Annotated in this window: 27 protein-coding genes and 1 pseudogene; 11 read left to right on the top strand and 17 right to left on the bottom strand. The window is 64.7% G+C overall.

Translation table 11 applies throughout. The features are described from left to right. The first annotated feature begins 63 nt into the window (after window positions 1-63). The gene (locus KDC96_RS02470) at window positions 64-285 is read left to right on the top strand and encodes a hypothetical protein (protein ID WP_212450412.1); all 222 of its coding nucleotides are present in this window, start codon (window positions 64-66) and stop codon (window positions 283-285) included. Here KDC96_RS02470 and KDC96_RS02465 read toward each other — a convergent pair. Next, a complete protein-coding gene (locus KDC96_RS02465; protein WP_212450410.1) occupies window positions 282-1,310 on the bottom strand; it encodes an A/G-specific adenine glycosylase in 1,029 nt (342 codons plus the stop codon). The two genes, KDC96_RS02470 and KDC96_RS02465, sit on opposite strands and share 4 nt — an antisense overlap. 14 nt (window positions 1,311-1,324) lie before the next feature. Between KDC96_RS02465 and KDC96_RS02460 the strand changes: the two genes are divergently transcribed. The 4 genes and pseudogenes from KDC96_RS02460 (at window position 1,325) to KDC96_RS02445 (ending at window position 6,980) form a co-directional block, all read left to right on the top strand. Then, a complete protein-coding gene (locus KDC96_RS02460; protein WP_212450408.1) occupies window positions 1,325-1,885 on the top strand; it encodes a DUF721 domain-containing protein in 561 nt (186 codons plus the stop codon). Between the two features lie 20 nt (window positions 1,886-1,905). After that, window positions 1,906-2,646: a thioredoxin domain-containing protein gene (locus tag KDC96_RS02455; RefSeq protein ID WP_212450406.1), complete on the top strand. Its 741-nt coding sequence runs from the start codon at window positions 1,906-1,908 to the stop codon at window positions 2,644-2,646. A 114-nt stretch (window positions 2,647-2,760) separates the two neighbouring features. Continuing rightward, entirely contained in the window at window positions 2,761-3,531 is a 771-nt protein-coding gene (locus KDC96_RS02450) for a thioredoxin domain-containing protein (protein ID WP_212450404.1), read from the top strand. Window positions 3,532-3,558: 27 nt separating this feature from the next. Beyond that, window positions 3,559-6,980 (top strand): annotated as a pseudogene (locus KDC96_RS02445) (chromosome segregation SMC family protein). Between the two features lie 9 nt (window positions 6,981-6,989). Here KDC96_RS02445 and KDC96_RS02440 read toward each other — a convergent pair. The 5 genes from KDC96_RS02440 to rpmF form a co-directional block, all read right to left on the bottom strand. Next, window positions 6,990-7,418 carry a MerR family transcriptional regulator gene (locus KDC96_RS02440; RefSeq protein ID WP_212450402.1) on the bottom strand — a complete coding sequence of 143 codons (429 nt, stop codon included), beginning with the start codon at window positions 7,416-7,418 and terminating at the stop codon, window positions 6,990-6,992. A gap of 5 nt (window positions 7,419-7,423) precedes the next feature. After that, on the bottom strand, window positions 7,424-7,726 hold the full coding sequence (locus KDC96_RS02435) for an integration host factor subunit alpha (RefSeq protein WP_212450400.1): 303 nt from the start codon (window positions 7,724-7,726) through the stop codon (window positions 7,424-7,426). A gap of 121 nt (window positions 7,727-7,847) precedes the next feature. After that, window positions 7,848-8,825, bottom strand: a complete 978-nt coding sequence (locus tag KDC96_RS02430; protein ID WP_212450398.1) for a beta-ketoacyl-ACP synthase III — start codon at window positions 8,823-8,825, stop codon at window positions 7,848-7,850. Then, window positions 8,822-9,931 carry a phosphate acyltransferase PlsX gene (gene plsX / locus KDC96_RS02425; RefSeq protein WP_212450396.1) on the bottom strand — a complete coding sequence of 370 codons (1,110 nt, stop codon included), beginning with the start codon at window positions 9,929-9,931 and terminating at the stop codon, window positions 8,822-8,824. The genes KDC96_RS02430 and plsX overlap by 4 nt, the downstream gene beginning before the upstream one ends. 33 nt (window positions 9,932-9,964) lie before the next feature. After that, on the bottom strand, window positions 9,965-10,144 hold the full coding sequence (rpmF, locus tag KDC96_RS02420; RefSeq protein WP_152435052.1) for a 50S ribosomal protein L32: 180 nt from the start codon (window positions 10,142-10,144) through the stop codon (window positions 9,965-9,967). A 222-nt stretch (window positions 10,145-10,366) separates the two neighbouring features. Between rpmF and KDC96_RS02415 the strand changes: the two genes are divergently transcribed. Then, window positions 10,367-10,762: an MAPEG family protein gene (locus tag KDC96_RS02415; RefSeq protein WP_371815518.1), complete on the top strand. Its 396-nt coding sequence runs from the start codon at window positions 10,367-10,369 to the stop codon at window positions 10,760-10,762. 33 nt (window positions 10,763-10,795) lie between these two features. Here KDC96_RS02415 and KDC96_RS02410 read toward each other — a convergent pair whose 3' ends face one another. After that, a complete protein-coding gene (locus tag KDC96_RS02410) occupies window positions 10,796-11,437 on the bottom strand; it encodes an MBL fold metallo-hydrolase (protein ID WP_212452312.1) in 642 nt (213 codons plus the stop codon). 189 nt (window positions 11,438-11,626) lie between these two features. After that, entirely contained in the window at window positions 11,627-12,298 is a 672-nt protein-coding gene (locus KDC96_RS02405) for a S24 family peptidase (protein ID WP_212450394.1), read from the bottom strand. Between the two features lie 132 nt (window positions 12,299-12,430). Here KDC96_RS02405 and KDC96_RS02400 point away from each other — a divergent pair, with 132 nt between their 5' ends. Then, window positions 12,431-12,712: a hypothetical protein gene (locus KDC96_RS02400; RefSeq protein ID WP_212450393.1), complete on the top strand. Its 282-nt coding sequence runs from the start codon at window positions 12,431-12,433 to the stop codon at window positions 12,710-12,712. 13 nt (window positions 12,713-12,725) lie between these two features. Next, window positions 12,726-13,292: a hypothetical protein gene (locus tag KDC96_RS02395; RefSeq protein ID WP_212450391.1), complete on the top strand. Its 567-nt coding sequence runs from the start codon at window positions 12,726-12,728 to the stop codon at window positions 13,290-13,292. Between the two features lie 62 nt (window positions 13,293-13,354). Here KDC96_RS02395 and KDC96_RS02390 read toward each other — a convergent pair whose 3' ends face one another. Further along, on the bottom strand, window positions 13,355-14,233 hold the full coding sequence (locus KDC96_RS02390; protein WP_212450389.1) for an IS1595 family transposase: 879 nt from the start codon (window positions 14,231-14,233) through the stop codon (window positions 13,355-13,357). Window positions 14,234-14,356: 123 nt separating this feature from the next. Here KDC96_RS02390 and KDC96_RS02385 point away from each other — a divergent pair, with 123 nt between their 5' ends. Together KDC96_RS02385 and KDC96_RS02380 are read left to right on the top strand one after the other, a co-directional pair. Next, window positions 14,357-14,560 carry a hypothetical protein gene (locus tag KDC96_RS02385; RefSeq protein ID WP_212450388.1) on the top strand — a complete coding sequence of 68 codons (204 nt, stop codon included), beginning with the start codon at window positions 14,357-14,359 and terminating at the stop codon, window positions 14,558-14,560. Next, complete coding sequence (locus KDC96_RS02380; RefSeq protein ID WP_212450386.1) at window positions 14,554-14,949, top strand: hypothetical protein; 396 nt, start codon at window positions 14,554-14,556, stop codon at window positions 14,947-14,949. Before KDC96_RS02385 ends, KDC96_RS02380 begins: the two co-directional genes overlap by 7 nt. 117 nt (window positions 14,950-15,066) lie before the next feature. Here the strand turns inward: KDC96_RS02380 and KDC96_RS02375 are convergent, their stop codons facing one another. From KDC96_RS02375 to KDC96_RS02365, 3 genes are all read right to left on the bottom strand, one after another. Further along, a complete protein-coding gene (locus KDC96_RS02375; RefSeq protein WP_212450384.1) occupies window positions 15,067-16,506 on the bottom strand; it encodes an aldehyde dehydrogenase family protein in 1,440 nt (479 codons plus the stop codon). 20 nt (window positions 16,507-16,526) lie between these two features. Further along, window positions 16,527-18,215: an acetolactate synthase large subunit gene (locus KDC96_RS02370; protein ID WP_212450382.1), complete on the bottom strand. Its 1,689-nt coding sequence runs from the start codon at window positions 18,213-18,215 to the stop codon at window positions 16,527-16,529. 93 nt (window positions 18,216-18,308) lie between these two features. Next, window positions 18,309-19,259, bottom strand: coding sequence for a D-2-hydroxyacid dehydrogenase (locus tag KDC96_RS02365; RefSeq protein WP_212450380.1), 951 nt, complete (start codon window positions 19,257-19,259; stop codon window positions 18,309-18,311). Window positions 19,260-19,321: 62 nt separating this feature from the next. Here KDC96_RS02365 and KDC96_RS02360 point away from each other — a divergent pair, with 62 nt between their 5' ends. After that, window positions 19,322-19,939: a 2OG-Fe(II) oxygenase gene (locus KDC96_RS02360; RefSeq protein WP_212450378.1), complete on the top strand. Its 618-nt coding sequence runs from the start codon at window positions 19,322-19,324 to the stop codon at window positions 19,937-19,939. Here the strand turns inward: KDC96_RS02360 and cysS are convergent. From cysS to fsa, 5 genes are all read right to left on the bottom strand, one after another. Continuing rightward, entirely contained in the window at window positions 19,936-21,414 is a 1,479-nt protein-coding gene (cysS, locus tag KDC96_RS02355) for a cysteine--tRNA ligase (protein WP_212450376.1), read from the bottom strand. The genes KDC96_RS02360 and cysS overlap by 4 nt on opposite strands. 33 nt (window positions 21,415-21,447) lie before the next feature. Further along, window positions 21,448-22,110 carry a nitroreductase gene (locus KDC96_RS02350; RefSeq protein WP_212450374.1) on the bottom strand — a complete coding sequence of 221 codons (663 nt, stop codon included), beginning with the start codon at window positions 22,108-22,110 and terminating at the stop codon, window positions 21,448-21,450. Continuing rightward, window positions 22,107-22,382, bottom strand: coding sequence for a hypothetical protein (locus tag KDC96_RS02345; RefSeq protein WP_212450372.1), 276 nt, complete (start codon window positions 22,380-22,382; stop codon window positions 22,107-22,109). Before KDC96_RS02345 ends, KDC96_RS02350 begins: the two co-directional genes overlap by 4 nt. A gap of 5 nt (window positions 22,383-22,387) precedes the next feature. Further along, window positions 22,388-24,226 (bottom strand): cobaltochelatase subunit CobT, encoded by a 1,839-nt coding sequence (gene cobT, locus KDC96_RS02340; RefSeq protein WP_212450370.1) that lies wholly within the window; start codon window positions 24,224-24,226, stop codon window positions 22,388-22,390. 100 nt (window positions 24,227-24,326) lie between these two features. Then, entirely contained in the window at window positions 24,327-24,980 is a 654-nt protein-coding gene (fsa, locus tag KDC96_RS02335) for a fructose-6-phosphate aldolase (protein ID WP_212450367.1), read from the bottom strand. Between the last annotated feature and the right edge of the window lie 18 nt (window positions 24,981-24,998).

The raw sequence follows: 24,998 nt of genomic DNA, 5'->3' as shown, positions 1-24,998 counted from the left end.
GAACGCGGTTTGAACATCCTTGCGGGGCTTGCATTGAAGGGGTGTAATACTCATATAAGACACATGCTCAACATCCTCGCTTTCCTCATCGGTCTGGTGTCGCTGGTAATCGTGATCCCGGCCCAAATCCCGTTCTTAGGCTGGGCCAACTGGTTCGCGTTGCCGCTGATCGCGATCGGCGTGATCATTGGCGCGCTGTCGTCGAGCAATTCGGGGCGCAACTTCTGCCTGATCGTGTTGCTGATCGCCGGGGTCCGGCTCGCGATCGGCGGGGGATTCTTCTAGTCGCGCGATAACACCAGCCGGGCGGCCTTGGCGAACAGGGTCGGCAGGCCGGCATCCTCGATCCGTGCGATCGGCCACCACTCGCCCGCACCTTCGGGCGGTGCCGCGCCCGTGTCGCGCACGACCGCGAGCGTGAGTTGCGCATGCGTGAAGGCGTGGCGCACCACGCCGAGCATCTCCCACTCACCCGCCCGCGGCGAGCCGTCCGCGCGTGCCGTCCAGCCATCGTCGGGCAACGCCCGCATGCCGCCGAGCATTCCCTTGCCGTCGCGCGTGACCAGCCAGACATGCTCGTCGCGCTCGATCCAGTAGGCGGTGCCGCGCCGCTCCGGCCTGGCCTTCTTGGGCGGCTTGACCGGCAGGCGTTCGGGTTCTCCCGCTTTCAGGCCCCGGCAATGATCCGAGATCGGGCACAGCAGGCAGCGCGGAGCCTTGGAAGTGCAGATGCCCGACCCGAGATCCATCATCGCCTGCGCGAAATCGCCAGCGCGCTCTTGCGGCGTTATGTCCTCGGCGCGCTCGCGGATTTCCTTGCGCGCGCCGGGCAGTGGCTCCGCGATCGCGAACAGCCGCGCCACCACCCGCTCGACATTGGCATCGACCACCACCGCATGCTCGCCGAACGCGATCGCAGCGATGGCCGCCGCGGTGTAGGCCCCCAGCCCTGGCAGTTCGCGCAGGCCCTGCTCGGTCCGGGGAAAGCCGCCGCGTGCCGCGACTTCGCGCGCACATTTCACCAGGTTGCGGGCGCGCGAATAATATCCCAGCCCCGCCCACGCCGCCATGACGTCATCCTCGCTCGCGGCGGCGAGATCCTCGATGGTGGGCCAGATCGCGGTGAACTTCTCGAAAAAGGGTTTCACTGCGGCAACGGTGGTCTGCTGCAGCATCACCTCGGACAGCCAGACGCGATAGGGCCAGGCCGGATCGTCGGGCAGCGCCGCGCCGGGCGGGTTGCGCCATGCGAGCACGCGCGCATGTCGGTCGTACCAGTGGAGCAGCGTGGAGGAGATGCTGGCGGTCACGCCGGGCCTATGGCATGGCTGCGCGCGCAATGGGAAGCGACAAGACCACAGGTTCGAACAAGGGCAGGCAGGCGCGGCACTTCACCCGCCCGCGCGGCGGCGGGCCGAAGCCGATCGGCGAACTCATGCCCCAGATCGGGCGCACCGCGTTCCGCCGATTCGGCTTTGTGCAAAGCTCGGTCGTCACGCGCTGGCCCGAAATCGTCGGCCCGCACCATGCGAAAGTGTGCAGCCCCGAAGCGATCCGCTTTCCACCCGGCGAGAAGTGCGAAGGGATCCTGCAGCTCGTCGTTACCCCGGCGCATGCGCCGCTGATCCAGCAGGTCACGCCGGAAATCATCGACCGCGTAAACCGGTTTTTCGGATACAATGCGGTATCGCGGGTCAAGCTTCGGCAAGGCGCGGTTAAGCCGACGCATGCTGAAAAGCCCGCCAAACCGCCGCCTTCGCTCAAGTCGATACCGATGGAACTCGGCGACAGTTTGCGCGATATCGGCGATCCGGAACTGCGCACCGTGCTCGAATCGCTCGCGCGCAGTTTCGACCAGGGCGAACAGAAGGACGACGACACCTAGTGAGACGCATCTTCTCATCCGTGACCGCGCTCGCAGCCGCGCTGGCCCTGACCGGCCCAGCGAGCGCGCAGCAGCAGGACCTGTCCAACTCGGAAAGCGCGTTCGACAACTCACCGCGCAAGGGCAATTGGCAGACGGTGATCGTGACGACAGAACGCGGCCACCTGATCGGCAATCCGCGCGCCGATGCGCAGCTGATCGAATTCGTCAGCTATACCTGCGGACACTGCGCCAGCTTTACCGCGCAGGGAGAACCGGCGCTCGATCTGGTGTTGCTGATCCCCGGCAAGGCCAGCCTCGAAGTGCGGCCGGTGATCCGCAACGCGCTCGACCTTACCGTTTCGCTGCTGGCCGCATGCGGCGATGCCAAGGATTTCAAGGCCCGGCACCGGGCATTCATGACCTCGCAGGATCGCTGGCTGGGCAAGGCGCGGCAGGCTCCGGCGAGCCAGCAGGCGATCTGGGCGCGCGGCGATCGTGCGGCGCGGCTGAACGCCGCGAGCGCGCTCGACCTCGACGACACGCTGATCCAGCGCGGACAATCGATCGCCGAAGTGAATGCCTGCCTGTCGGACGATGTCGCCGCCCGCGCGCTGATCGACAACAGCAACGCCGACCGCACCGAATTCGGGGTCCCCGGAACGCCGAGCTTCGCGCTCGATGGCGCGCTGCTCGAAGGCGTGCATTCCTGGGAAGCGCTCTACCCGGTGCTTTCGGCGCGGTTCAAGCCCGACAATTCAGCCGGGAATGCAGGCGACTAGCCAGGATATCGCAACCAGACTGATACATATGTGCACAAGCATGTCCCCTGCGCTTTTGCCGCTGCGGTGCTCCCCCTATAACCGAACCGTCCGACCGGAGGATACATTTCGCCCATGACTGTCACCCGCGCCACACCGTTCCGTCGCCTCGCGATCGTCGCTCTTGCCGCTCCGCTGTCGCTGGCGCTCGCCGGATGCAACGGTTCGGACGATCCCGAAGGGGCTCCGTCAGGCGAAGCGATCGCCGCGATCCCCGCGCCCGCAGGCACTACGTGGCTCGATACGGTCACGGTCACGCCGGAAATGGGCTATCTCGTCGGCAATCCCGAGGCGCCGATCAAACTCGTCGAATACGCATCGCACACCTGTAATGCCTGCGCCTTTTTCGCGACCAACGCGAAAACGCCGCTGAAGGAGAATTACATTTCGACCGGTGTGGTCGCGTTCGAACAGCGCGAACTGATCCGCAATTCGTTCGACCTGGTGATGGCCACGCTGGTGCAGTGCGGGCCGAAGGAAAGCATGCAGCCGCTGTCGGATCAGGCGTGGCAGAGCTTCAGCGACATCATGAACGGCATCCAGGCCAATCCCGAAGCGGTCAACGCTTCCGGCGAACTGCCGCCCGAACAGCGCTTCGTCCGGGTCGCCGAAGTCACCGGGCTGATCGATTTCTTCGCCGCGCGCGGGCTGTCGGCCGATCAGGCGCGCAGCTGCCTGGCCGATACCGCCAAGATCGAGGCGATCGCCAAGGCCTCCGACGAACAGGCGAAGGAATTCAACGTCACCGGCACCCCGACCTTCTTCCTCAACGGCTCCCGCGTCGAAGGGATCAGCTGGGAAGACATCGAACCCGCCTTGCAGCGCGCCGGCGCTCGCAAGGAATAGACGGCACTCGGGGGTCAACGCACACTCATGCAGATCAACCGGCTCAAGCTCAGCGGTTTCAAGAGCTTCGTCGAGCCGGCCGAACTGCGTATCGAACCCGGGCTGACCGGGGTCGTCGGGCCGAACGGCTGCGGCAAATCCAACCTGCTCGAGGCGATCCGCTGGGTGATGGGCGAGAATTCGCCCAAGTCGATGCGGTCCGGCGGGATGGAGGACGTGATCTTCGCCGGGACCTCGGCACGGCCCGAACGCGCCTTTGCCGAGGTCGTGCTGCATGCCCAGGATGACGAGGGCGAGGAACTGGTCGTCACCCGCCGGATCGAGCGCGGGGCGGGCAGCGCCTACCGCGTGAACGGGCGCGACGTGCGCGCCAAGGACGTCGCGCTGACCTTCGCCGACGCGGCGACCGGGGCGCATTCGCCCGCGCTGGTGAGCCAGGGCAAGATCGCGCAGGTGATCGCCGCCAAGCCCGCCGAACGCCGCCAGATGCTCGAGGAGGCGGCGGGCATCGCCGGGCTGCATGTCCGCCGCAAGGACGCCGAGAGCAAGCTGCGCTCGACCGAGGCGAACCTCGCGCGGCTCGAAGACCTGATGGCGGGACTGGATTCGCAGATGGCCTCGCTGCGGCGGCAGGCCAAGCAGGCCGAGCGCTACACCAGTCTCACCGACCAGATCAAACACGCCGAGGCACGGCTGGTTTTCGCCCGCTGGCGCGATGCCGCGCACGCGGCGAAGGAAGCGCGTGCCGCCGCGGAAAGCGCTGAAGCCCAGGTTGCCGAAGCCAAGCGCGCGGTCGATGCGGCGCAGAACGAGCAGGCTGCACTCGCGGCGAAGCTCTCCGAGGCACGCGACGAACTTGCCGACCGGCGCGACGATGCGAGCGCGCATGGCCATCGGATGGCGGCGCTGTCGGAAAAGCTCGAAGCCGCGGAGACGCGCCTCGCGGACCTGACACGCCAGCAGACCCGGCTCGAAGAGGACCGGAAGGATGCCGACCGGCTGACCAGCGACGCGGCCGAGGCGCTGGCGAAGCTCGAGAAGGACCTCGAGGCGAGCCGCGCAGCGCTTGCGAAGGCCGAGGCTGAGCGCCCCGCCCTCGCCGATCGCAGCGAGGATGCCGAGCGGGCCAGTCGTGCCGCCGAACTCGCGCTGGCCAAGGCGACTGCGGATCACGCCGGGGTCGAAGCCGAGTGGCGCGTCGCCGAAGCCGCGATCGAGCAGGCCGAAGCGCGGCTCGCCCGGCTGCAGCGCGAAGCGGCACGGATCGCCGAAACCCGCCGCGAGCTCGAAGGCGGCGAGGACGCGGAGACGGCGGTGGCAGAGGCCCGCGAAGCCGCCGACGACGCGGGGCGGAGCTCGCCCGGCTGCGCGACAGACTCACAGCCGATCAGGCCCGCAAGGGCGAATTGCAGACCGCGCGCGACGAAGCCGCCGCCGGCTTCGCCACCGCCAAGGCCGAGCTTGCCGGGATCGAGCGCGAATACGCCGCGCTGGTGCGCGATCGCGATGCCCGCGCCAGGCGGGCGTCGGCACGTGAGGGGCTGCCCGCCGCGCTCGACAAGGTGCGCGTCGCCAAGGGCCACGAACGCGCGCTCGCGGCGGTGTTGGGGCGCGATGCGAAGTCTCCACTGGGCAAGCCCGACAACCCCGGCGATGGCCGATTCTGGACCGGCAGCGCGCCGCCGCAACCGGTCGCGGGCAGTTTGCTCGACCACATTACCGACTGCCCCGACGAGTTGCGCGCCCGGCTCGCGCTGGTGCACTGCGCCGCGGAAGATGACGGACGGGCTCTCGGCCCCGGCGAATGGCTGGTCACCACCGACGGGCATCTGCGCCGATGGGACGGGTTCATCGCGCGCGGCGAAGGCTCCGCAGAAGCCGCGCAGCTCGAAGCTGCCAATCGCCTGTCGGAACTCGAAAATATCCTGCCCGACCTGCGCGGCGCCGCCGAGCTGGCCGAAAGCCGCGAGCGCGCGGCGCGCGAAGAGCTGTCGGCGCTGCAATCGGCGCTGGTGGCGCAGGAACGCGACATCGCAGGCGCGATCGAGGCCGAGCGCCAGGCGCTGCGGCGGCTCGACCAGGCTGAAGCCGCCAGGGAGCGCATCGCGGCCCGGCTCAAGGAGCTGAACCAGTCGTCGGCCGACCTCGCCGAGCAGCGCGATGCCGCCGAAGCGGAGCGCGTCACCGCGCAGGAAGCGCGCGCAGCCCTGCCCGCCCCCGATGCCGGGCGCGCCGCGCTCGAGGCCGCGCAGTCGAAACACGAAGCGGCGAAGTCGGCGGTGCAGGCCGCGCTCGCCGAACTCGCGGCGCACGATCAGGGTTTGGCAGTGACGCGCGAGCGGCTTGCGGCGCAGCAAGCCGACATGGCCAATTGGCAGGCGCGCTCGGGCGAGGCGACCCGCCGGATGGCCGAGGCCGCGCGGCGGCTGGAGGAGATCGAGGAAGAACGCGCGGTGATCGCTGCAAAGCCCGCAGCGCTGATGGCCGAAATCGAACAGGGCGACGCGATGCGCGCGCGGCTTACCGCCGAACTCGAAACAGCGCAGGCGGCGGTCGACGAACACGAAGCCGAGATGCGCACGGCCGAGCGCGCTCTGGCGGACGCAGGCGAAGCGCTGGCGCAGGCTCGCGAAGGCCGTGCGACGCTCGCAGCGCGCGCGGAGAACGAGGAACAGCGGCGCGGCGAAATGGCCCGGATTTCAGGCGAGCGTTTCCAGTGCCCGCCGCCTTTGCTCGCCGAGCGCTTCGGGTTCGAGGAGGCGGATGTGAAGCCCGCCACCGCCGAGTCGGAAGAAATGGACCGGCTCACCGCCAGCCGCGAACGGATCGGCCCAGTCAATCTCGTCGCCGCCGAGGAGCTGAAACGGATCGAGGACGAGCACGGCGCGAATGCCGGCGAGCAGGCCGAACTGGCGGAGGCGGTCAACCGCTTGCGCGGTTCGATCGGCAATCTCAACCGCGAGGGCCGCGAGCGGCTGCGCGCCGCGTTCGAGGAGGTGAACCGCCACTTCCAGGAGCTCTATCCTCGGCTGTTCCAGGGCGGTCAGGCGCATCTCGCGCTGATCGACAGCGACGATCCGCTCGAGGCGGGGCTTGAGATCTTCGCCCAGCCGCCGGGCAAACGGCTCCAGTCGCTGTCGCTGCTGTCGGGCGGCGAGCAGGCGCTGACCGCCACCGCGCTGATTTTTGCGCTGTTCCTGACCAATCCTGCGCCGATTTGCGTGCTCGACGAGGTCGATGCGCCGCTCGACGATGCCAATGTCGAGCGATTCTGCGACCTGCTCGATTCGATGATCCGCACGACCAGCACGCGCTACCTGATCGTGACCCACAACGCGGTGACGATGAGCCGGATGCACCGGCTGTTCGGCGTGACGATGGCGGAAAAGGGCGTTTCGCGCCTGGTCAGTGTCGACCTCGGCGAAGCGGAACTGATGGCAGCGGAGTAGCAGCGAAAGCTACGCTTCGATGGCGCGGGCCAAACGGCTCCTGATCGACTTCAAGCGGGCGATGGCATCGCCGAGATCGCGCACCGGCGCGGCGCGGGCCTGCCCCGGCGCACCGTCGGGATCGGCAGTCGCCCGCCGGTCTCCCTCGCGCCGATCGGCCTGACGTCGGTCGCTGCCCGGCGCCCCGGAGGAACGCAGAACCGCTTCGGCACCCTTCAACGTGTAGCCTTCCTGATTCACAAGCTGATCGATGCGTTCGACCAGTGCCACGTCATCGGGCCGGTAATAGCGCCGCCCGCCACTGCGCTTGAGCGGGTTGAGCAGCGAAAACTGCTGTTCCCAATAACGCAGCACATGCGGCTTGATGCCGAGACCATCGCTGACTTCGCCGATCGTGCGCAGTGCGCCTTCGTCCTTGCCGTCTTCGAAGTCAGCCATTCCCGTTATGCGCCTTTGGCTATCCGTTCCTTGAGCAGCTGGCTCGCACGGAACGTCATGACCCGGCGCGGCGTGATCGGAACTTCGACGCCGGTTTTCGGATTGCGTCCGATCCGCTGGTTCTTGTCGCGCAGCACGAAGCTGCCGAAGCCGGAAATCTTGACGTTCTCGCCCGCAGCCAGCGCGTCGCTCATCTTGTCGAGGATTGCCTCTACCAGATCGAGCGATTCCGCCCGGCTGAAACCCATCTTGCGGTTGATCGTTTCCGCCAGATCGGCTCTCGTGAGTGTGCCCACCGAACGCATCATGCGTACCTCTCCCAATTCGGCGCGACCCATCCCAGGAGCTGGCAGTATATCCCGGGATGCATTTTTCGCAAACTTTCGCGTCGCTTGCGCGAAGTTTTGCACAAGGGCTGCGACGAGCGGTTCAGACCCGCAGCAGCGTGGCGCCCCAGGTGAAGCCGCCGCCCATCGCTTCGAGCATCACCAGATCGCCGGGCTTGATCCGTCCATCGCGGCGCGCAACATCGAGCGCGAGCGGGACCGAGGCGGCCGAGGTGTTGGCGTGGCGATCGACCGTGACAATCACCTTCTCGGCCGGGATGCCGAGCTTGCGGGCGGTCGCATCGAGGATCCGCGCGTTGGCCTGATGCGGCACGACCCAGTCGATATCGTCCGCTGAAATTCCTGCATCTTCAAGCACTTCGTTGAGAACATCGGCGAGGTTGACGACCGCATGGCGGAACACTTCGCGGCCCCTCATGCGCAGGTGACCGACCGTCTGCGTGGTCGACGGCCCGCCATCGACATACAGCAGATCGTGCTGCGCTCCGTCGGCGTGGAGACGAGTGGCAAGCACGCCCGGTGCATCGCCATCTTCACCCGCCTCCGGCTCCGGCGCAGCGAGTACCACCGCCCCGGCCCCGTCGCCGAACAGTACGCAAGTGGTGCGATCCTCCCAATCGAGAATTCGGCTGAAAGTTTCGGCACCTATCACCAGCGCACGACTGCCCATGCCCGTTTTCAGCAGCGAATCGGCGGTCGCGATCGCGTAGAGAAATCCCGAGCAGACCGCCGCTACATCGAACGCGATCCCGCCGTTGCAGCCAAGCGCGTTCTGGACCTTGGTCGCGGTGGCGGGGAAGGTGTTGTCGGGCGTGGCGGTAGCGAGGATGATGATATCGATATCGGCGGGCGTCAGGCCCGCGTCGTCGAGCGCGGCACGCGCCGCCGATGTCGCAAGCGTGGCAGTCGTTTCGCCCACACCAGCGATGTGTCGCTGACGGATGCCGGTCCGTTCGACGATCCATTCGTCGCTGGTATCGATCCGCGCTGCGAGCTCGTCGTTGGTAACCACCCGTTCGGGCAGCGCCGAACCGGTCCCCAGCAGCCGCGAGCCTGTCACTCCGCAGCCTCGCTGCCGGGTTCGTCGGATTCGGACATGCCGGACGCCACCGTGCCGTTTTCGCGCAGCGCCTGTTCGCCGAGTTCCGCGAGGTCCTGTTCGATCCGCGCGGTGAGGTTATTTTCGAGCAGGCTGGCGGTGACGTTCACGGCATTGGCCACGCCGTTCGCGTTCGCGCTGCCGTGGCTTTTCACCACCACGCCGTTGAGCCCGAGAAACACCGCGCCGTTGTGGTTGTTGGGATCGAGATGATGGCGCAGCAGCTCGGTCGCCGGGCGCGAGACCAGGAACCCGAGCTTGGAACGCAGCGAGCTGGTGAAAGCCTGCTTGAGCAGGTCGGTCACAAACCGCGCCGAACCCTCGATCGCCTTGAGCGCGATATTGCCCGAGAATCCGTCGGTCACCACCACGTGGGTTTCGCCGCGATTGATCTTGTCGGATTCGACGAAGCCGCCGAATTCGAGCGCCGGGCCGCCATCGGGCTGGCTGGTCGCGGCCTGCAGCCGCGCCGCCGCCTCGCGCAGCGCTTCGGTGCCCTTGATTTCCTCGGTGCCGATGTTGAGCAGGCGGACGACCGGCTTGTCGAACCCGTTGACGATCCGCGAATAGGCCGCGCCCATCACCGCGTATTGCACAAGGTTGCGCGCGTCGGCCTCGGTATTGGCGCCGAGATCGAGCATCACCACATCGTGCGGCTCCAGCGTGGGCATCAGCGCGGCGAGCGCGGGGCGATCGATGCCCGGCATCGTGCGCAGCGCGATCTTGCTCATCGCCATCAGCGCGCCGGTGTTGCCCGCGCTCACCGCGGCCCCGGCATCGCCCTGTTTCACGGCATTGACGGTGAGACCCATCGAGGTGGTCTTGGCCCGGCGAATCGCGCGGCTCGGCAGCTCGTCACCGCCGACCACGTCTTCGCAATGCAGGATTTCGGAAGCCCCGCGCATGCCCGGGTGCGTATCGAGCGCGCGTTCGATCCGTTTCTGGTCGCCGACCAGGAGAAACTTGAACCCTTCGTGCCGACGACGGGCGAGCGCCGCGCCCTCGACCATCACGCGCACGCCCTCGTCGCCGCCCATCGCATCAAGAGCGATACGCGGCAGGTTCATGACACTTTCTCCGGTTGCAATCGCTGGTCAGACCTAAAGGCCGACGGCGACGACCTCGCGGCCGTTGTAATAGCCGCAGTGCGGGCACAGATTGTGCGGGCGCTTCAGTTCGCCACAGTTCGAGCACTCGTGATGCGCTTCGACCTTGAGCGAATCATGTGCCCGGCGATTGCCGCGGCGATGGGGCGATACTTTTCTCTTGGGGACAGCCATGGCGGCACCACTTCCTCAAATAAATACGTGTCTGTGCGTTACTTGACGTTACGTCTCGAAAGCCGCCCTAGGCCAAGCCCTGCCCTCGCACAAGCTTTCGCCAGTGCGGGCGTCCTGGCCAGAATGGCGGGAAGCCGCGCGCTATAGCGAAAAATTCGTGCGTTGCAAGGCCATGTGGGTCCGCCTAGCAATGCGCGCAAGGATTATTCGAGGGGAACCTGCATGATGCTCTTACCGGTGACGCTCGCAGCGGCGGCTGCCGCAGCGATTTTGAACGTCTGGCTGATGGTCCGCGTGGGGCGTGTGCGCGCGGCGGAAAAGATCTTTGTGGGCGACGAAGACAACGTGAACGTCATCCGCCGGATGCGCGCGCATGCCAACTTCACCGAGAACGCGCCGTTTGTCCTGATCCTTCTCGCGGTGATCGAACTGTCGGGCAGAGGCGACCCCTGGCTCGCCTATGTCGCCGGGCTGTTCATCCTCGGCCGGGTTGCGCACGGATTCGGGATGGACGGCGGAGCGCTCGCCAAGGGCCGGATGATCGGGACGATCATTTCGATGCTGACGCTGCTGGGGCTGGCGGTTGTTGCCGTCCTGATCGGGCTTGGGGTGATGTAGACAGAAGCCGCCGGAAGGCGTGCGACGTATGGATCACGCCAACGCATAATCCGACACAAACGCATTCGTCTTCCGCTCCTGCCCGAACGTGCTGGTCGGGCCGTGGCCCGGGATGAACGTCACGTCTTCGCCGAGCGGCCACAGGCGCTGGGTGATCGCGTCGATCAGGTCCTGGTGGTTGCCGCGCGGGAAATCGGTGCGGCCGATCGAGCCCTGGAACAGCACATCGCCGACGATCGCGAACCGGCTCGGCTCGTGGAAGAACACGACGTGCCCCGGCGTGTGGCCGGGGCAGTGGATCACGTCGAGCGTCAATTCGCCGACCGTCACCGTGTCGCCATGCTCCAGCCAGCGGGTCGGCTCGAAGCTCTTGGCCACCATTCCATAGCGCGCGCCGTCATTGTCGAGCTGCTCGATCCAGAACAGGTCGCCCTTGTGCGGCCCTTCGATCGGCAGGCCAAGCTCGTCCGCCAGCATTCCCGCCTGCCCGCAATGATCCAGGTGGCCATGGGTGATGAGGATCTTCTCGAGCGTCACACCCGCCTTGGCGACGCCTTCCTTGAGCCGGTCGAGATCGCCGCCCGGATCGGTCAGCGCGGCCTTCATCGTCTTGGTGCACCAGATCAGCGAGCAATTCTGCTGCAGCGGAGTCACCGGGATGATGGCGGCGCGCATGGGAAGGGTGGGTTTGTCGGTCATGCGGGGGAAATGGCTGCGGCTTGGTAGAAAAGCAAGCTGCCGAGCGCATGGATATGGCCGTCGTCGCCCCGAACTTGATCCGGGGCAAGGCTTACTTCTCGCGTCGAAAACAGCCCGACCCCGGATCAAGTCCGGGGTGACGAAGAAACGAATGATCGGCGGCCATTATATCCGCCCCCCCTTCCAAACCACCCGCCCGATAATCTCCACATCCTCCGTCTCGACGCTCACCGGCGGGTAGGCGAGGTTTTGCGAGAGTAGCGCCAGCCGACCGCTCCCGGCGCTGGCGACGCGTTTGACCATCAGCGTGTCGCCCATGCGCACGACATGCACGCCGTCGCGGAACGGGTGCGGGGCGCGGTCGACGAGGATCTCGTCGCCGTCGTTGAGCAGCGGCTCCATCGAGTCCCCCTCGACAGTGATTGCGGACAGTTGCGCGCCTTCGAAGCCCTGCTCGGCCAGCCAGCGGCGCGAGAAGCGAAAGGCGTCGAACACCGCTTCGCCGCTAGGTAGTGCGCCCGGCCCCGCCGATGCGCCGATATCGAGCCGCGGAACCTCGACCCAGTCGTCGCGACTCGGCTTGGACACTGCGTCAATATAGGAATTATCCTTAACCGCACCCAGTTCCACCTCCGCCACGCCGAAGAACCGCGCCAGCGTGCGCCGGTCCTGCTCCTCCAGCTTCTTGGGCGAACCCTTGGTAATGAATTGCTGGAGATAGCTCGGGTTTCGGTCGAGCATCTCGGACAGGCTCTTGAGGCTCGCGCCGCGCTCCTGCGACAGTTCGAGCAACCGCTTGCGCGGGCCTTTGGGCAAGTTGTCTGCGGTTTGGTTCATATTTCCTTCCTACATGAAAGAAATTTCCTAGACAAGTAGGATTTCCGAGGTATCCCCTCAGCATAGGTAGAAAAGGAATTGTTGGAATGTCAGAGGCTAAGCTAGAACCCGGTGATCGAATCAGGAGGGTTCATGTCGGACACAGATCACAGCGCCAAGCCACAGTTCGTCTCACAGGAAGGCGAAACTGGCGACTTGCCCGCCTCAAAGGCGGATGCGAATGCGCCAACGGTCTATATGGATGCAGCCGGAAATCTCATGATTGGCAGCCACACCGCCAAATTTTCGCTCTTGGAGTTTGTGATCGAGGACGGCCAGCTTGTCCGAAAGACCGTGGCGACAATTGCGATGCCAAAGAACCAAGTCAAAGCGCTGGGCGAATGGCTTGTGAGTGCAGCGGGTCAAACGGAATAATAGCGAGCGATCCATGCAAAACGATGGCTCCTCGAACTACGAAATTACTTTCGGCGGCTTCCCGCAGCCTAAAGGTGGGCCGGACTATCGACAGTTCCAGGGCGGCACCGACAACAGAAACGAAAACCGTTTCCGCCAACTGGAAAACCGCATGACAAGCGTAGAGGCGAAGGTCGATGTAATAAACGCTGACCTTAAAGCGGAGGTGCGCGACGTGCTGGCCGCATTCAGGGAGGCTGAGGCTGACCGCAAGGTTGCGAACAGTGAGATTAGTGGCAGCATCGACAAGTTGACGACCAGCCTTGAAACGGCTGAAGGGAAAATGCCGACGAAGGAAACATTCAGGAACTATATCGCAGGGGCAGTTGCCACCATAATCACTGCGATTATTGCTATCGTGGCGTTGTGGAGTGATGCCTTTGGGGCCGGGGCTGCGATAGAGGGCCAAGTCACTGAAACAGCTGTTGAGCAAGCAGAGAAGGATGCCGCGCAAGACCAGCGCCTTGATCGCGTCCTTGATGCTTTAGAGGATATGGCAAATGAATCTCAAAGAAGCGATCCGGCAGAACAAGCTGAGTGAGTTCATCGCCGAACACCCTGAGGTGAAAGGCGATATGGAAGCCTTCAATCGAACCGTTGAGGCTATGGCTGGAAAGTCTCAACCAACTCGTCAAACATCACCTCAGGACGGTGACGACGATTAAAGCGGTATTCCGCTTCCTTAGCGTATTTCCAGAGGTGCTTGCCGCTCACGTGAATGTGAGTGCCGGAGATCGAGCGTTTCAACTGCGCCCAAAAGCCCTCAATTGAGTTCACGCCTACACCGTTTGCATCGACGTATTCGCCCTTGCTATGGTTGATGCGCTTGTGATCGTAGCCTTCAAGCGAGAGGTAGCCATACGAACCGAGTTCGTCAGTGTGGACTTCCGTGTTGCGGTCAACATGCTTGAGCATGGTCGGAACCAGCGCGTTGATCCCGCGATTGGGGACAACCTCGGTGACAACATCGCCGCCGCGCTCAAGCATACCGAATACGATTGTCTTGTTTTTCTTGTAGCCGGAGCCTTTGCCCCGCGCTTCGCCCCCGATGTAAGTCTCGTCAGCCTCTACGATGGTGCCAGCGCCGCCAATTGGCTTGTCACCGTCAACATCGGCCATGTGCTTGCGGATTAGATCAGCCATGCGCCATGCGGTCTTATAGGTCACTCCTAGCTGTCTCTGGAGTTCCTTAGCGGCCACACCGTTGCGCGTGGTGGTGAACAGAAAGATTGCATAGAACCAAAGCTGAAGCGACGTGCGGGACTTCTCAAAAGGAGTGCCAACGGTCGGATGCAGGTGGTGGCCGCACCATTGGCACGAGAACGCACGCTCAGCCTTGATGCGGAACCACTTAGAGGCCCGCTTACACTTCGGGCACTCGTGCCCCTGTCCAAACCGAACATCGAAAAGATGCTGCAAGCAAGCCTCGTCATTCGGGAAGCGCTTGAAGAATTGAGCAATGGTCTGAGGTTTCGTTTTCATGCCCCATTATATGCCACAGATTATTACGTATGGCAAGGGGATAGCTCGGTAGGATTTCGCGTGGAACGTTTAGTGAACATCGGGCGATTCGCCGGCTCGATCCAACCGCAACAGGGAGTTCACATGCTGATCCGCGACGTCGAAAAATTCATGCGCGAGCACGACATGGCCGCGACCAAGTTCGGGCGGCTGGCCGCGCACGATCCGCGCTTCGTGCTGGACCTGCGCATGGGCCGCGTGCCCAGGCCCGCCACCGAGCAACGCACCCGCGCCTTCATGCGCGACTTCGCCAACACGCAGACCAAGGGAGTAGCGCAACCGTGCTGACCGAAACGCTCATCGAGACCAAATCCGCCGAACCCGTCCCCTCGCCCGCCCCGCGCGGCCGGCGCTACCGCCCCCGGCGCACCACCGCCGACCGGGTGCGCGAGGCGCTGCTGATGCTGGCAGAGGGACGCGCGAGCCTGCTCAGCCATGAGGAGAAGGCGTGGTCCTCGATCACCTTCTCCGGCACCCGTCACGAAGTGATGCTCGATTTCGACGGGCGCGACGCGGTCGAGGTCGGGGAGGACTTCATCGCCAACCTGGCCGAACACGAGTTCCGCATCCCCGGCCAACTGGTCGCCGACGCCACCGTGCGCGAAGTCGATCACCGCTTCGGCGCGGACGAGCGGATGGTGGTGACGGCGGTGCTGTTGCTGCTGGAGGAGAGCTAGCGACAATCGGCACGCCATCGGCGGGCCGCAAGCGCGACCGCGCGCCCGCAGGGGCACCGTAGCGAAGCGGAGGAGCTGCCCCGAGGACGCAGGCCCGGATGGGCCTGCGAAACGAAATCAAGTCCGCCTTACAATCAGGTTCCGGATCTCGCTCATGTCTTCCATCGCGAAGCGGATGCCTTCGCGGCCGAGGCCGGAATCCTTCACCCCGCCATAAGGCATGTTGTCGACCCGGTAGCTGGGCACGTCGTTGATGACGATCCCGCCGACTTCGAGCCGGTCCCACGCGTCGAACATCTTGAACAGGTCGCGGGTGAAGATTCCCGCCTGCAGCCCGAATTGCGAGCGGTTCACCTCGGCCAGCGCTTCGTCGAAGGTGCCGAATTTCTGCAGGATCGCCAGCGGGCCGAAGGCTTCGTCGTTCAAGGCGCGGGCGTCGCGGTGCACGTTCTCGAGCAGCGTCGCCTCCAGCATGTTGCCGCGCGACAATCCGCCGCCAGTCAGCAGCGTCGCGCCGCCTGCCACGGCCTCGTCGATCCAGCCCTTGAGCCGCTCCGCCTCTCCCTCCGAGATCATCGGGCCGATGAAGGTGTCGCGATCCTTGGGATCGCCCGCGACGAGCGTTCTGGTCTTTTCGACCAGCATTTTCCTGAAGCGGTCGTACACGTCCTCGTGGATGATGATCCGCTGCACCCCGATGCAGGACTGGCCCGACTGGTAGAACGCGCCGAAGATGATCCGTTCGAGCGCGTCGTCGAGATCGGCGTCGTGATCGACCACCACAGCCGCATTGCCGCCGAGCTCGAGGATCACCTTCTTCTTGCCCGCACGCGCCTTCAGCTCCCAGCCGACGGCGGGCGAGCCGGTGAAGCTCAGCAGTTTGAGCCGTTCGTCCACGGTGAACAGGTCCGCGCCGTCGCGGCTGGCGGGCAGCACCGAAAACGCGCCCTCCGGCAGCACGTCGCACTCGGCCAAGACTTCGCCGATGATGATCGTGCCCAGCGGGGTCTTGGAAGCGGGCTTGATGATGAACGGGCATCCGACCGCGAGCGCGGGGGCAATCTTGTGCGCGGCGAGATTGAGCGGGAAGTTGAAGGGCGAAATGAAGCTGCACGGCCCGATCGGATAGCGCTTCCACATCGAGGAATAGCCTTTCGCGCGCTCGGAGATGTCGAGCGGCATGATCTCGCCGTAATTGCGCACCGATTCCTCGGCGGCGATGCGGAAGGTGTCGATCAGCCGGGTGACCTCGCCCTCGCTGTCGTTGATCGGCTTGCCGGCCTCGACACACAGCGCATAGGCGAGCTCGTCGAACCGCTCCTTGAAGCGATTGACGCAGTGCATCAGCACATCCTGCTTTTCGTAGCTGGCAAGTTTCGCCATCGGTTCGGCGGCGTTCACCGCCCCGGCGATCGCCCGGTCGATCGTCTCGGCATCGGCCTGCGCGACCCGGAACGCGACCTCGCCGGTATACTTGTCGGTCACCGCCAGATCCGTGTTGGGCTGCTCGGCCCGGTTGTTGAGGTAGAGCGGGTATGTGTCTTTGAGTTGGGGCATGGTGGTTCTCGCTTGCGGCCCTACAGCGCCGCGCTCAGTTCCTTGATCTCGTGGTTCAGGATGCGGTCGTTCTCCGAATAGTCGACCGGGCAATCGATCACGTGCACGCCCCCGCCCTCGCCGGCCTGGGCGAGCACATCGGCGAGGTGTTCGCTGCTGGTCACCCGGTGGCCGTGCGCGCCGTAGCTGGCCGCGTATTCGACGAAATCGGGATTGCCGAATTTGAGGCCGTAATCCTCGAACCCCATGTTTTTCTGTTTCCAGCGGATCATGCCGTAGGCATCGTCGCGCAAGATCAGCACGGTCAGGTTCAGCCCCAGCCGCACGGCGGTTTCCAGCTCCTGCGAATTCATCATGAACCCACCGTCGCCGCAGATCGCCATCACCCGGCGATCGGGGTAGAGCATCGCGCTCATCATCGCGCTCGGCAACCCCGCGCCCATGCTCGCCAGCGCGTTGTCGAGCAGCACGGTATTGGGCCGATACGCAGTGTAATTGCGCGCGAACCAGATTTTGTAGATCCCGTTGTCGAGGCAGATGATGCCGTCCTCGGGCATTGCGCGGCGCACCTGCCACACCAGATGCGGCGGAAAGATCGGGAACCGCTCGTCCTCTTCCAGCGGCGTGGAATGCGCGTGTTCGGCCTGGCGATATTCGAGCATGCGGGTGAAGTCCCACGTCTCCTGCGGCGTCACCGCTTCCTTGATCTGCCAGATCGCGTTGGCAATATCGCCAATCACCTCGATTTGCGGGAAATAGACCGGATCGACTTCGGCGGTGGTGTTCGAGATGTGGACGACCTTGTCGGTCTGTCCGCGCGCATCGCCCTCGAACGCATCGGTCATGAAGAACGGCGGCTTTTCGATCACGTCGTGGCCGACATTGATGACGAGGTCCGCGTCCTCGATCGCGCGGTGGCAGAAATCGCCCGAAGACAGCGCCGCGCAGCCCAGGAACAGCGGGTGCCGTTCGTCGAGCACACCCTTGCCCATCTGCGTGGTAACGAACGGGATACCGGTCTTCTCGACGAATTCGCGCAGCATCTTGCAGGTCATCCGCCGGTTCGCGCCCGCCGCGACCACCAGCACCGGAGCCTTCGCGGCTTCGATCGCCTCGACCGCCTGCCGCACCGCCTTGGCTTCGGCCGAGGGGCGGCGCGCCTGGCTCGCCGGGATCGGGCGGCTGTCGGTCTCCTCGGTCGCGATATCCTCGGGCAGTTCGAGATGTACCGCGCCGGGCTTTTCCTCCTCGGCCAGCCGGAACGCCTCGCGCACCCGGCTGGGAATGTTGTCGCCGCTTGCCAGCTGATGGGTGAACTTGGTCAGCGGTCCCATCATGTCGACCACGTCGAGAATCTGGAATCGGCCCTGTTTCGAATGCTTGATCGGTTTCTGCCCGGTGATCGCCAGCATCGGCATCCCGCCCAGCTGGCCATACGCCATCGCGGTCACCAGATTGGTCGCGCCCGGGCCGAGCGTCGCGAGGCACACGCCCGCCTTGCCGGTGTGCCGTCCGTAGGTTGCGGCCATGAAGCCCGCGCCCTGCTCGTGCCGGGTCAGCACCAGCTTTATCGAAGAATCCGCCAGGCTTTCGAGCAGGTCGAGGTTTTCTTCGCCCGGCACCCCGAAGATGTATTCGACCCCTTCGGCTTCGAGGCATTCGACCAGCAGGTCGGACGCCTTTCTGGTCTGGTTCGGAGTGTCGGACATTCGGGCGCTCTCCTATGGCGGATTGACACCGTATCAACGGGCGAACCCGCCAATCGTTTCGCGCAAACCGCTGCGGCGGATACGCGACGCGCTTCAATAGCCGAGCTTGGGATCGAAGATCGGCCCGATCGGCTCGCCCCGGCGATACTTTGCAAGATTGTCGAGAAAGCGTTCGGCGCTGCGCAGGAACATCTTGTCCTGCGCGCGGCCCGACAGGTGCATGGTGACATGCGCGTTGTCGAGCGTCCAGAGCTCATGGTCTTGCGGCAGCGGTTCGGGCGTGGTCACGTCGAGAAACGCGCCGCCGATCTGCTTGCCCTTGAGCGCGTCGATCAGCGCCGGCTGGTCGATCACACTGCCGCGCGCGATGTTGACGATCACCGCGTCCGATTTCATCGCCGCCAGTTCATCCGCACCGATCATGCCCTCGGTTTCGGGCGTGGCGGGGACGGCGAGGATGATCCAGTCGAATTCGCCCAGCTTCCCGCGCCATTCGTCGGGGGTCAGCACGCCCTCGCCGCCGCTGCGGCGCACCACCGTCACCTCGACATCGAACGCTTCGAGCCGCGGCTCGATCAGCTGGCCGATCGCACCGTAGCCGAGCAGCAGCGCCTTCGACCCCGCAAGCTCGCGCTTGCCCGGGCTGTCGAGCAGCCAGTCCCTGCGATCCTGCGCGCGCACCACGTCGCGATAGCCCTTGGCGATGGTGAGCATACCCATCACCACGTATTCGGCGATGGTGATGGCGTTGATCCCGGCCCCATTGGTCACCGTGATCCCGCGCTCGATCAGCACGTCCATCGGCAGGAAATCGAGACCCGCATAGATCGAATTGAGCCACTTGAGATCGGTCGCCGCCATCAGCGATTTGACCATGTCGTCGGTGTTGTTGGAATCGAACCAGCCGATCTCGGCGCCCGTGACCGCTTCCAGCGCCTCGTCGTGGGTCATGAACCAGCGCACGTCGAGATCGTCGGGCAGGCGCGGCTCGAGCAGCGGGCGGATCAGGCCCGATATCGCAAGGGTCGTCCTGGAACTGGTCATCGATCGGCTCTCCCGCCCTGCCCGCGCTTGACTTGCATCGGGAGCGCTGCACTAGTCGGGGGATGCTGGCAAGCCACTGCATCATCGACGGGTTCCTCGGCGCAGCTGCAGCGCAGGACCTGCTCGATTTCGCGCTCGCCAACGAGGCGGGGTTTTCCCCCTCGCTGGTCTACAACAACGAATCCGGATCCGGGGTGCGCTCCGAAAGCCGCCATTCGTTCCGGTTCGAAGGCGACTGGAAGGCGCAGCGCAAGGGGTTTCGCGCTGCGATTGAAAGCCGGATCGAAGAGATCGTGAGCGGCGCGGGCAGCGCCGGGTTTCGCCCCGACCAGATGGAGATCGAGTTGGTGGCGACCCGCGACGGTGGTCATTTCATCCGCCACATCGACACCCGCACCAAGGTGCTGGACACCCCCACCGACCGGATCGTCAGCGCGGTCTACTACTTCCATCGCGAGCCGCAGGCGTTTTCGGGCGGCGAGCTGATCCTGCACGCGCTGGTGGGGGAGGAGAGGCTGGCGATCGAACCCAGGCACGATCGGCTGGTGGTGTTCACCTCGATCGCCCCGCACGAAGTCAACCGTACCGCGGTTCCGGGAGACGCCTTTGCCGACGGGCGGTTCTCTATCAATTGCTGGCTCCACCGCAACCGCCCGGCGGGAGCGGCGCGATCCGGCTAGCGGGCGAGCTTCCACTCCCAGCCGAGCGGATCGCCATCCATCACCTCGACACCCTTGGCGGCGAGCTCATCCCGGATCGCGTCGGAGGTGGCGAAGTCTTTCTCCGCACGCGCAGCGGCACGGCGGGCGAGCGCGTCCTCGATCTCAGCTTCGGTGATTTCGGCGTTCTTGGGGCGGATGCGCAGGTCGGTGCGGGTCAGGTCGATCAGACCGAGACCGAGGACCGAATCGATCGATCCCAGCCCGGAGAGTACGCAATGCGTGTCGCCCTTTTTCAGGGCCAGAAGCTGTTCGGCGAGGACCAGCGCTTCGGAAGTATTGAGGTCATTCGCAATCGCCGCGTTGAACGCTTCCAGCAACTCCCGGCTTTTGGGATGCCGTTCCCAAGCGTCGCCATAGACGACCTTTTCGCCGCGATCGGCATGACGCGCCTTCAACTTCTCGACCGCCATGACCATCCGCTTCAAGCGCGTGAACGCTGCCTCCAGCCCTTCCCAGCTGAACTCCAGCTCGCTGCGGTAATGCGCCTGCAGGCACATCAGACGATAGGCGAGCGGGTGGTAGCCCCTGTCGACCAGCAATTGCAGCCGCAGGAACTCGCCTGAGGACTTGCTCATCTTGCCGCTGCGCTCGACTAGGAAGTTGTTGTGCATCCAGATCCGCGCGCCGGAGTTTTCCGCCACGTGCAGGCCATCGGTGCAGCAAAACGCCTGGTTCTGCGCAATCTCGTTGGGGTGGTGGATTTCGCGGTGGTCGATCCCGCCGGTGTGAATGTCGAACGGGAAGCCCAGCAGCTTCTCGCCCATGACCGAGCATTCGAGGTGCCACCCAGGAGCGCCCTTCCCCCATGGCGAGTCCCATTCCATCTGGCGCTTCTCGCCCGGCGGGGTCTTGCGCCAGATCGCGAAGTCGGCGGCGTTGCGCTTGCCTTCGACCGTGTCGATCCGGCCTTCGCCCTCGTCGGTCACAGCGCGAGCCAGCCGCCCGTAGTCCTCGACCGTCGCAACGTCGAAATAAAGGCCGCTGTCGAGTTCGTAGCAATGCTTGTCGGCCATCCGCTCGCCCCAGGCGATCATCGCCTCGACATATTCGGTGGCGCGTGGGTGCTGTTTTTTCTGAACGTTCAATCGCGCCAGATCGCGCTCGAAATCTTCCTGATAGAACCGCGCGATATCCCACGCCGACTTGCCCTGCGAGGCGGCCATCTTCTCCATCTTGTCCTCGCCCTCATCGGCGTCGGAGGTCAGATGGCCGACATCGGTGATGTTGATGACGTGGGTAAGCTTGTAGCCCTTGTATTGCAGAGTCCGTCCCAGCGTATCGGCAAACACATAGGCGCGCATATTCCCGATATGCTGGTAATTGTAGACCGTCGGCCCGCAGGTGTAGACCCGCGCCTCGCCCGGATGGACGGGGGTGAAGGTTTCGATTTCGCGGGTGAGCGAGTTGAACAATCGTAAAGGCGCGTCGGTCATGGCGTGGCGCTTTGATGCCCTGCGCGGCTTCGGTCAATCCCAGCCGAGGAACTTCACTTGGTTCTCGAGCGGCACGCGCTCGCGCTCGAAATTGTTCACCGGCGCATCCGGATCGCGATAGCCGATCGCCATGCCGCAGAAGAACATGGTGCGCTCGTGGTCGAGGCCGAGGTGGTCGCGGATCACGTTGGCATAGTAGGCCATGAATTCCTGGAAGCAGCTGTCCAGCCCCTCCTCGCGCAGCAGCAGCGCGACCGTCTGAAGCCACATGCCGGTGTCCGACCATTGCGGCTCCTTCATCAGCCGCGGGAAATAGACGAACATCACCGCAGGCGCATCGAAGCTGGTGGCGTTGCGGCCCATCGCCGCCATCCGCGCCGCGCCATCGTCGCGCGCGATCTCAAGCGCGTCGAACATGCCCTTGGAAATGCCGTAGAGCCGCTCCTTGTAGGCGTCTTCGGCCTTGGGCGCGTCCCAATCGTATTCGAGCTCTTGCGGCGGCGTGGAGGTGATCTTCGCCTGCAAGTCCTTGAGCGGCTCGCCGGTGAGGATCGAGGCTTGCCACGGCTGGTAATTGCACCCCGAAGCCGCCCAGCGCGCCTTGTCCATCACCCGCCGAAGCGTGTCGAACTCAACCGGCTTGTCGAGAAATTCGCGTACGGAGCGACGGGTGGTGACGGCTTCGGTTACGTTCATTGAGAAATTCCCTGAAACAACGACAGGACGCCGAGGGTCACACCGACAAACCCCAACGCCCTGATGGTCCGGCTGCTCGGATCGAACCGCGGGCGATAGGCTTCCAGCTCACGCTGCTCCTCGAAGTACCGTTCGGGAGCACCGTTGCGCAGTTCTTCAAGCCTTCTGTTCCGATTCCTGAGCGATTCCTTGTGCAGTGACTCAGGTCGAATGATTGCCGGTATCGCCAAAGCAAGGATCGTGATCCCCAAGCCGATCATCAAACCGTCCATTGTGATTATCGCCGCCCCTTACCCTTTTCATCCTCGAACAGTTCCGCAAGCTGCTCCATGATCGTGCCGCCGAGTTGCTCTACATCCATGATCGTCACAGCGCGGCGATAGTACCGAGTCACGTCGTGGCCGATGCCGATGGCGACGAGTTGCACCGGTGAGCGCGCTTCGATCCATTCGATCACGCCGCGCAGATGCGCTTCGAGATAGCCCGCGCTGTTTACGCTCAGCGTGCTGTCGTCCACCGGCGCGCCATCCGAGATCACCATCAGGATGCGGCGTTCCTCGGGGCGGGCCATCAGGCGCGAATGCGCCCACATCAGCGCTTCGCCGTCGATGTTCTCCTTGAGCAGCCCCTCGCGCATCATCAGGCCGAGATTGCGCCGCGCCCTCCGCCATGGCTCGTCAGCCTGCTTGTAAATGATGTGCCGCAAGTCGTTCAAACGACCGGGATTTTGCGGCTTGCCATCCGCAAGCCACGCTTCGCGCGACTGCCCGCCCTTCCACGCACGGGTGGTGAAGCCGAGGATCTCGGTCTTGACCCCGCAGCGCTCGAGCGTGCGCGCCAGGATATCGGCGCTGATCGCGGCGATGCTGATCGGACGCCCGCGCATCGAGCCGGAATTGTCGATCAGCAGCGTAACCACCGTGTCCTTGAAATCGACATCGCGTTCGACCTTGTAGGACAGCGCCGTGCCGGGCGAGACGACCACGCGCGAAAGCCGCGCGGCGTCGAGCACGCCCTCTTCCTGGTCGAAATCCCAGCTGCGGTTCTGCTGCGCCATCAGGCGGCGCTGGAGCCGGTTGGCGAGCCGCGTCACCACGCCCTGCAACCCGGTCAGCTGGCTGTCGAGATAGGCGCGCAGCCGGTCGAGTTCCTCGGCATCGCACAGCTCGGGCGCTTCGATCACCTCGTCGAAACGGTCGGTGAAGTAGGTGTAATTGAGCCCCTCGGGAATCTCGGCCTGCGGGCGGTTGGGCCGCACCGGCGCGTTGGAAGCGTCGCCCTCTTCGCCCGGCTCGCCGTCCTGCATGTCGTCATCGGGCGCGAATTCGCTGTCGCTGTCGCCCTCGCCTTCGCCCTCGGCCATTTCGCCGGCGAGCTCGGCGGCCTGCGGATCGGCGTCGCCTTCGTTCTGCTCGTCGCCCGACTGGTCGTCGTCGGCGCCCTCGTCGTCTTCGCCGTCATCGTTGTCGGCCTCGTCGGGCGCGTCGGTGGGGCGCGTGAGATCGAGCTCGCGCAGCATGTCGAGCGCGAGTTTCTGGAACGCTTCCTGATCGTTGAGGCTGGTGCCGAGCGCGGCGAAATCCTTGCCGACCGTATCCTCGATGAAATCGCGCACCAGATCGATCCCGGCGCGGGCCTTTTCCGGGATCGCCTCGCCGGTCAGCTGCTCGCGCAGCATCAAGGCAAGCGCGGTCTGGATCGGTACTTCGGACGAATTCTGCGCGCGGACGATCTGATCGGTCGCGGTGCGCATTTCGGTCGCGGCGTCGAGATTGTCCCTGATGCCCTGGAACCGGTTGGCACCCAGCGCCTCGTAGCGGACCTGCTCGATCGCATCGTAGCAGGCGCGCGCCACCGGCTCGGGCGGCGCGCCGACCGCGTGCAGCCCGGCATCGTGATGGCGCAGCTTGAGCGCGAAGCTGTCGGCAAAGCCGCGCGCCTCGGTCACCTGATCGGACGGCAGGTCGCGCCCGGGCAGCGGCACGCGAAAGCGGTTGCCCGCCGCGCCCGGCACATCGGCGCTCCAGGCAACCTCGACCTCAGGATCGCGCGCGATCGCCCGCGCGGCTCCGGTCAGCGCCTGCTTGAACCTGTCGAGAGGGGATTCTTCAGCCATTTGAGTTTTCGTTAGCAACTCGTGAGTTCCTGCGGAAGCAGGAACCCAGAATCGCGACGTTGCGAACTGGACTCCTGCTTTTGCAGGAGATCACGATCGATCAAACGATTGTCTGTCCCGTTTTTTCCCAGTCCTTGAGGAAGCCCTCGATGCCCTTGTCGGTCAGCACGTGCTTGAACAGGCCGTGGATCACCTTGGGCGGCGCGGTCATGACGTCCGCCCCGATCTTCGCCGCCTCGAGCACGTGGGTCACGTGGCGCACGCTGGCGACGAGGATTTCGGTTTCGAACGCGTAATTGTCGTAGATGAGGCGGATATCCTCGATCAGGTCCATCCCGTCGAATCCGTTGTCGTCGTGCCTTCCGACAAAGGGCGAAATGAAGGTCGCCCCGGCCTTTGCCGCGAGCAGCGCCTGATTGGCCGAGAAACACAGCGTGACGTTGACCATCGTTCCGTCCTCGGTCAGCGCCTTGCAGGTCTTCAGCCCGTCGACCGTCAGCGGCACCTTGATGCAGACGTTGTCCGCAATCTTGCGCAGCACTTCGGCCTCTTTCATCATCGTCGCGTGATCGAGCGCGACGACTTCGGCGCTGACCGGTCCATCGACGATCCCGCAGATTTCCCTGGTCACTTCCATGAAATCGCGGCCCGACTTGGCGATCAGCGATGGGTTGGTGGTGACCCCGTCGAGCAGGCCGGTTGCGGCCAGTTCCTTGATGTCATCGATCTCTGCGGTGTCGACGAAGAATTTCATGGTGCGCTGTGCTCCCCT

This window comes from Erythrobacter sp. JK5, assembly GCF_018205975.1.
GTDB lineage: Bacteria > Pseudomonadota > Alphaproteobacteria > Sphingomonadales > Sphingomonadaceae > Erythrobacter.
This window is presented reverse-complemented; position numbering and strand designations above follow the sequence as displayed.

What these genes read in the sequence shown, in the direction of transcription:
- KDC96_RS02470 (WP_212450412.1), top strand. Translation starts at nt 64, where the DNA reads ATGCTCAACATCCTCGCTTTCCTCATCGGTCTGGTGTCGCTGGTAATC.
- KDC96_RS02460 (WP_212450408.1), top strand. Translation starts at nt 1,325, where the DNA reads ATGGCTGCGCGCGCAATGGGAAGCGACAAGACCACAGGTTCGAACAAG.
- KDC96_RS02450 (WP_212450404.1), top strand. Translation starts at nt 2,761, where the DNA reads ATGACTGTCACCCGCGCCACACCGTTCCGTCGCCTCGCGATCGTCGCT.
- KDC96_RS02440 (WP_212450402.1), bottom strand. Translation starts at nt 7,418, where the DNA reads ATGGCTGACTTCGAAGACGGCAAGGACGAAGGCGCACTGCGCACGATC.
- KDC96_RS02435 (WP_212450400.1), bottom strand. Translation starts at nt 7,726, where the DNA reads ATGATGCGTTCGGTGGGCACACTCACGAGAGCCGATCTGGCGGAAACG.
- plsX (WP_212450396.1), bottom strand. Translation starts at nt 9,931, where the DNA reads ATGAACCTGCCGCGTATCGCTCTTGATGCGATGGGCGGCGACGAGGGC.
- rpmF (WP_152435052.1), bottom strand. Translation starts at nt 10,144, where the DNA reads ATGGCTGTCCCCAAGAGAAAAGTATCGCCCCATCGCCGCGGCAATCGC.
- KDC96_RS02415 (WP_371815518.1), top strand. Translation starts at nt 10,367, where the DNA reads ATGATGCTCTTACCGGTGACGCTCGCAGCGGCGGCTGCCGCAGCGATT.
- KDC96_RS02410 (WP_212452312.1), bottom strand. Translation starts at nt 11,437, where the DNA reads ATGCGCGCCGCCATCATCCCGGTGACTCCGCTGCAGCAGAATTGCTCG.
- KDC96_RS02405 (WP_212450394.1), bottom strand. Translation starts at nt 12,298, where the DNA reads ATGAACCAAACCGCAGACAACTTGCCCAAAGGCCCGCGCAAGCGGTTG.
- KDC96_RS02400 (WP_212450393.1), top strand. Translation starts at nt 12,431, where the DNA reads ATGTCGGACACAGATCACAGCGCCAAGCCACAGTTCGTCTCACAGGAA.
- KDC96_RS02395 (WP_212450391.1), top strand. Translation starts at nt 12,726, where the DNA reads ATGCAAAACGATGGCTCCTCGAACTACGAAATTACTTTCGGCGGCTTC.
- KDC96_RS02390 (WP_212450389.1), bottom strand. Translation starts at nt 14,233, where the DNA reads ATGAAAACGAAACCTCAGACCATTGCTCAATTCTTCAAGCGCTTCCCG.
- KDC96_RS02385 (WP_212450388.1), top strand. Translation starts at nt 14,357, where the DNA reads ATGCTGATCCGCGACGTCGAAAAATTCATGCGCGAGCACGACATGGCC.
- KDC96_RS02375 (WP_212450384.1), bottom strand. Translation starts at nt 16,506, where the DNA reads ATGCCCCAACTCAAAGACACATACCCGCTCTACCTCAACAACCGGGCC.
- KDC96_RS02370 (WP_212450382.1), bottom strand. Translation starts at nt 18,215, where the DNA reads ATGTCCGACACTCCGAACCAGACCAGAAAGGCGTCCGACCTGCTGGTC.
- KDC96_RS02365 (WP_212450380.1), bottom strand. Translation starts at nt 19,259, where the DNA reads ATGACCAGTTCCAGGACGACCCTTGCGATATCGGGCCTGATCCGCCCG.
- KDC96_RS02360 (WP_212450378.1), top strand. Translation starts at nt 19,322, where the DNA reads ATGCTGGCAAGCCACTGCATCATCGACGGGTTCCTCGGCGCAGCTGCA.
- cysS (WP_212450376.1), bottom strand. Translation starts at nt 21,414, where the DNA reads ATGACCGACGCGCCTTTACGATTGTTCAACTCGCTCACCCGCGAAATC.
- KDC96_RS02350 (WP_212450374.1), bottom strand. Translation starts at nt 22,110, where the DNA reads ATGAACGTAACCGAAGCCGTCACCACCCGTCGCTCCGTACGCGAATTT.
- KDC96_RS02345 (WP_212450372.1), bottom strand. Translation starts at nt 22,382, where the DNA reads ATGGACGGTTTGATGATCGGCTTGGGGATCACGATCCTTGCTTTGGCG.
- cobT (WP_212450370.1), bottom strand. Translation starts at nt 24,226, where the DNA reads ATGGCTGAAGAATCCCCTCTCGACAGGTTCAAGCAGGCGCTGACCGGA.
- fsa (WP_212450367.1), bottom strand. Translation starts at nt 24,980, where the DNA reads ATGAAATTCTTCGTCGACACCGCAGAGATCGATGACATCAAGGAACTG.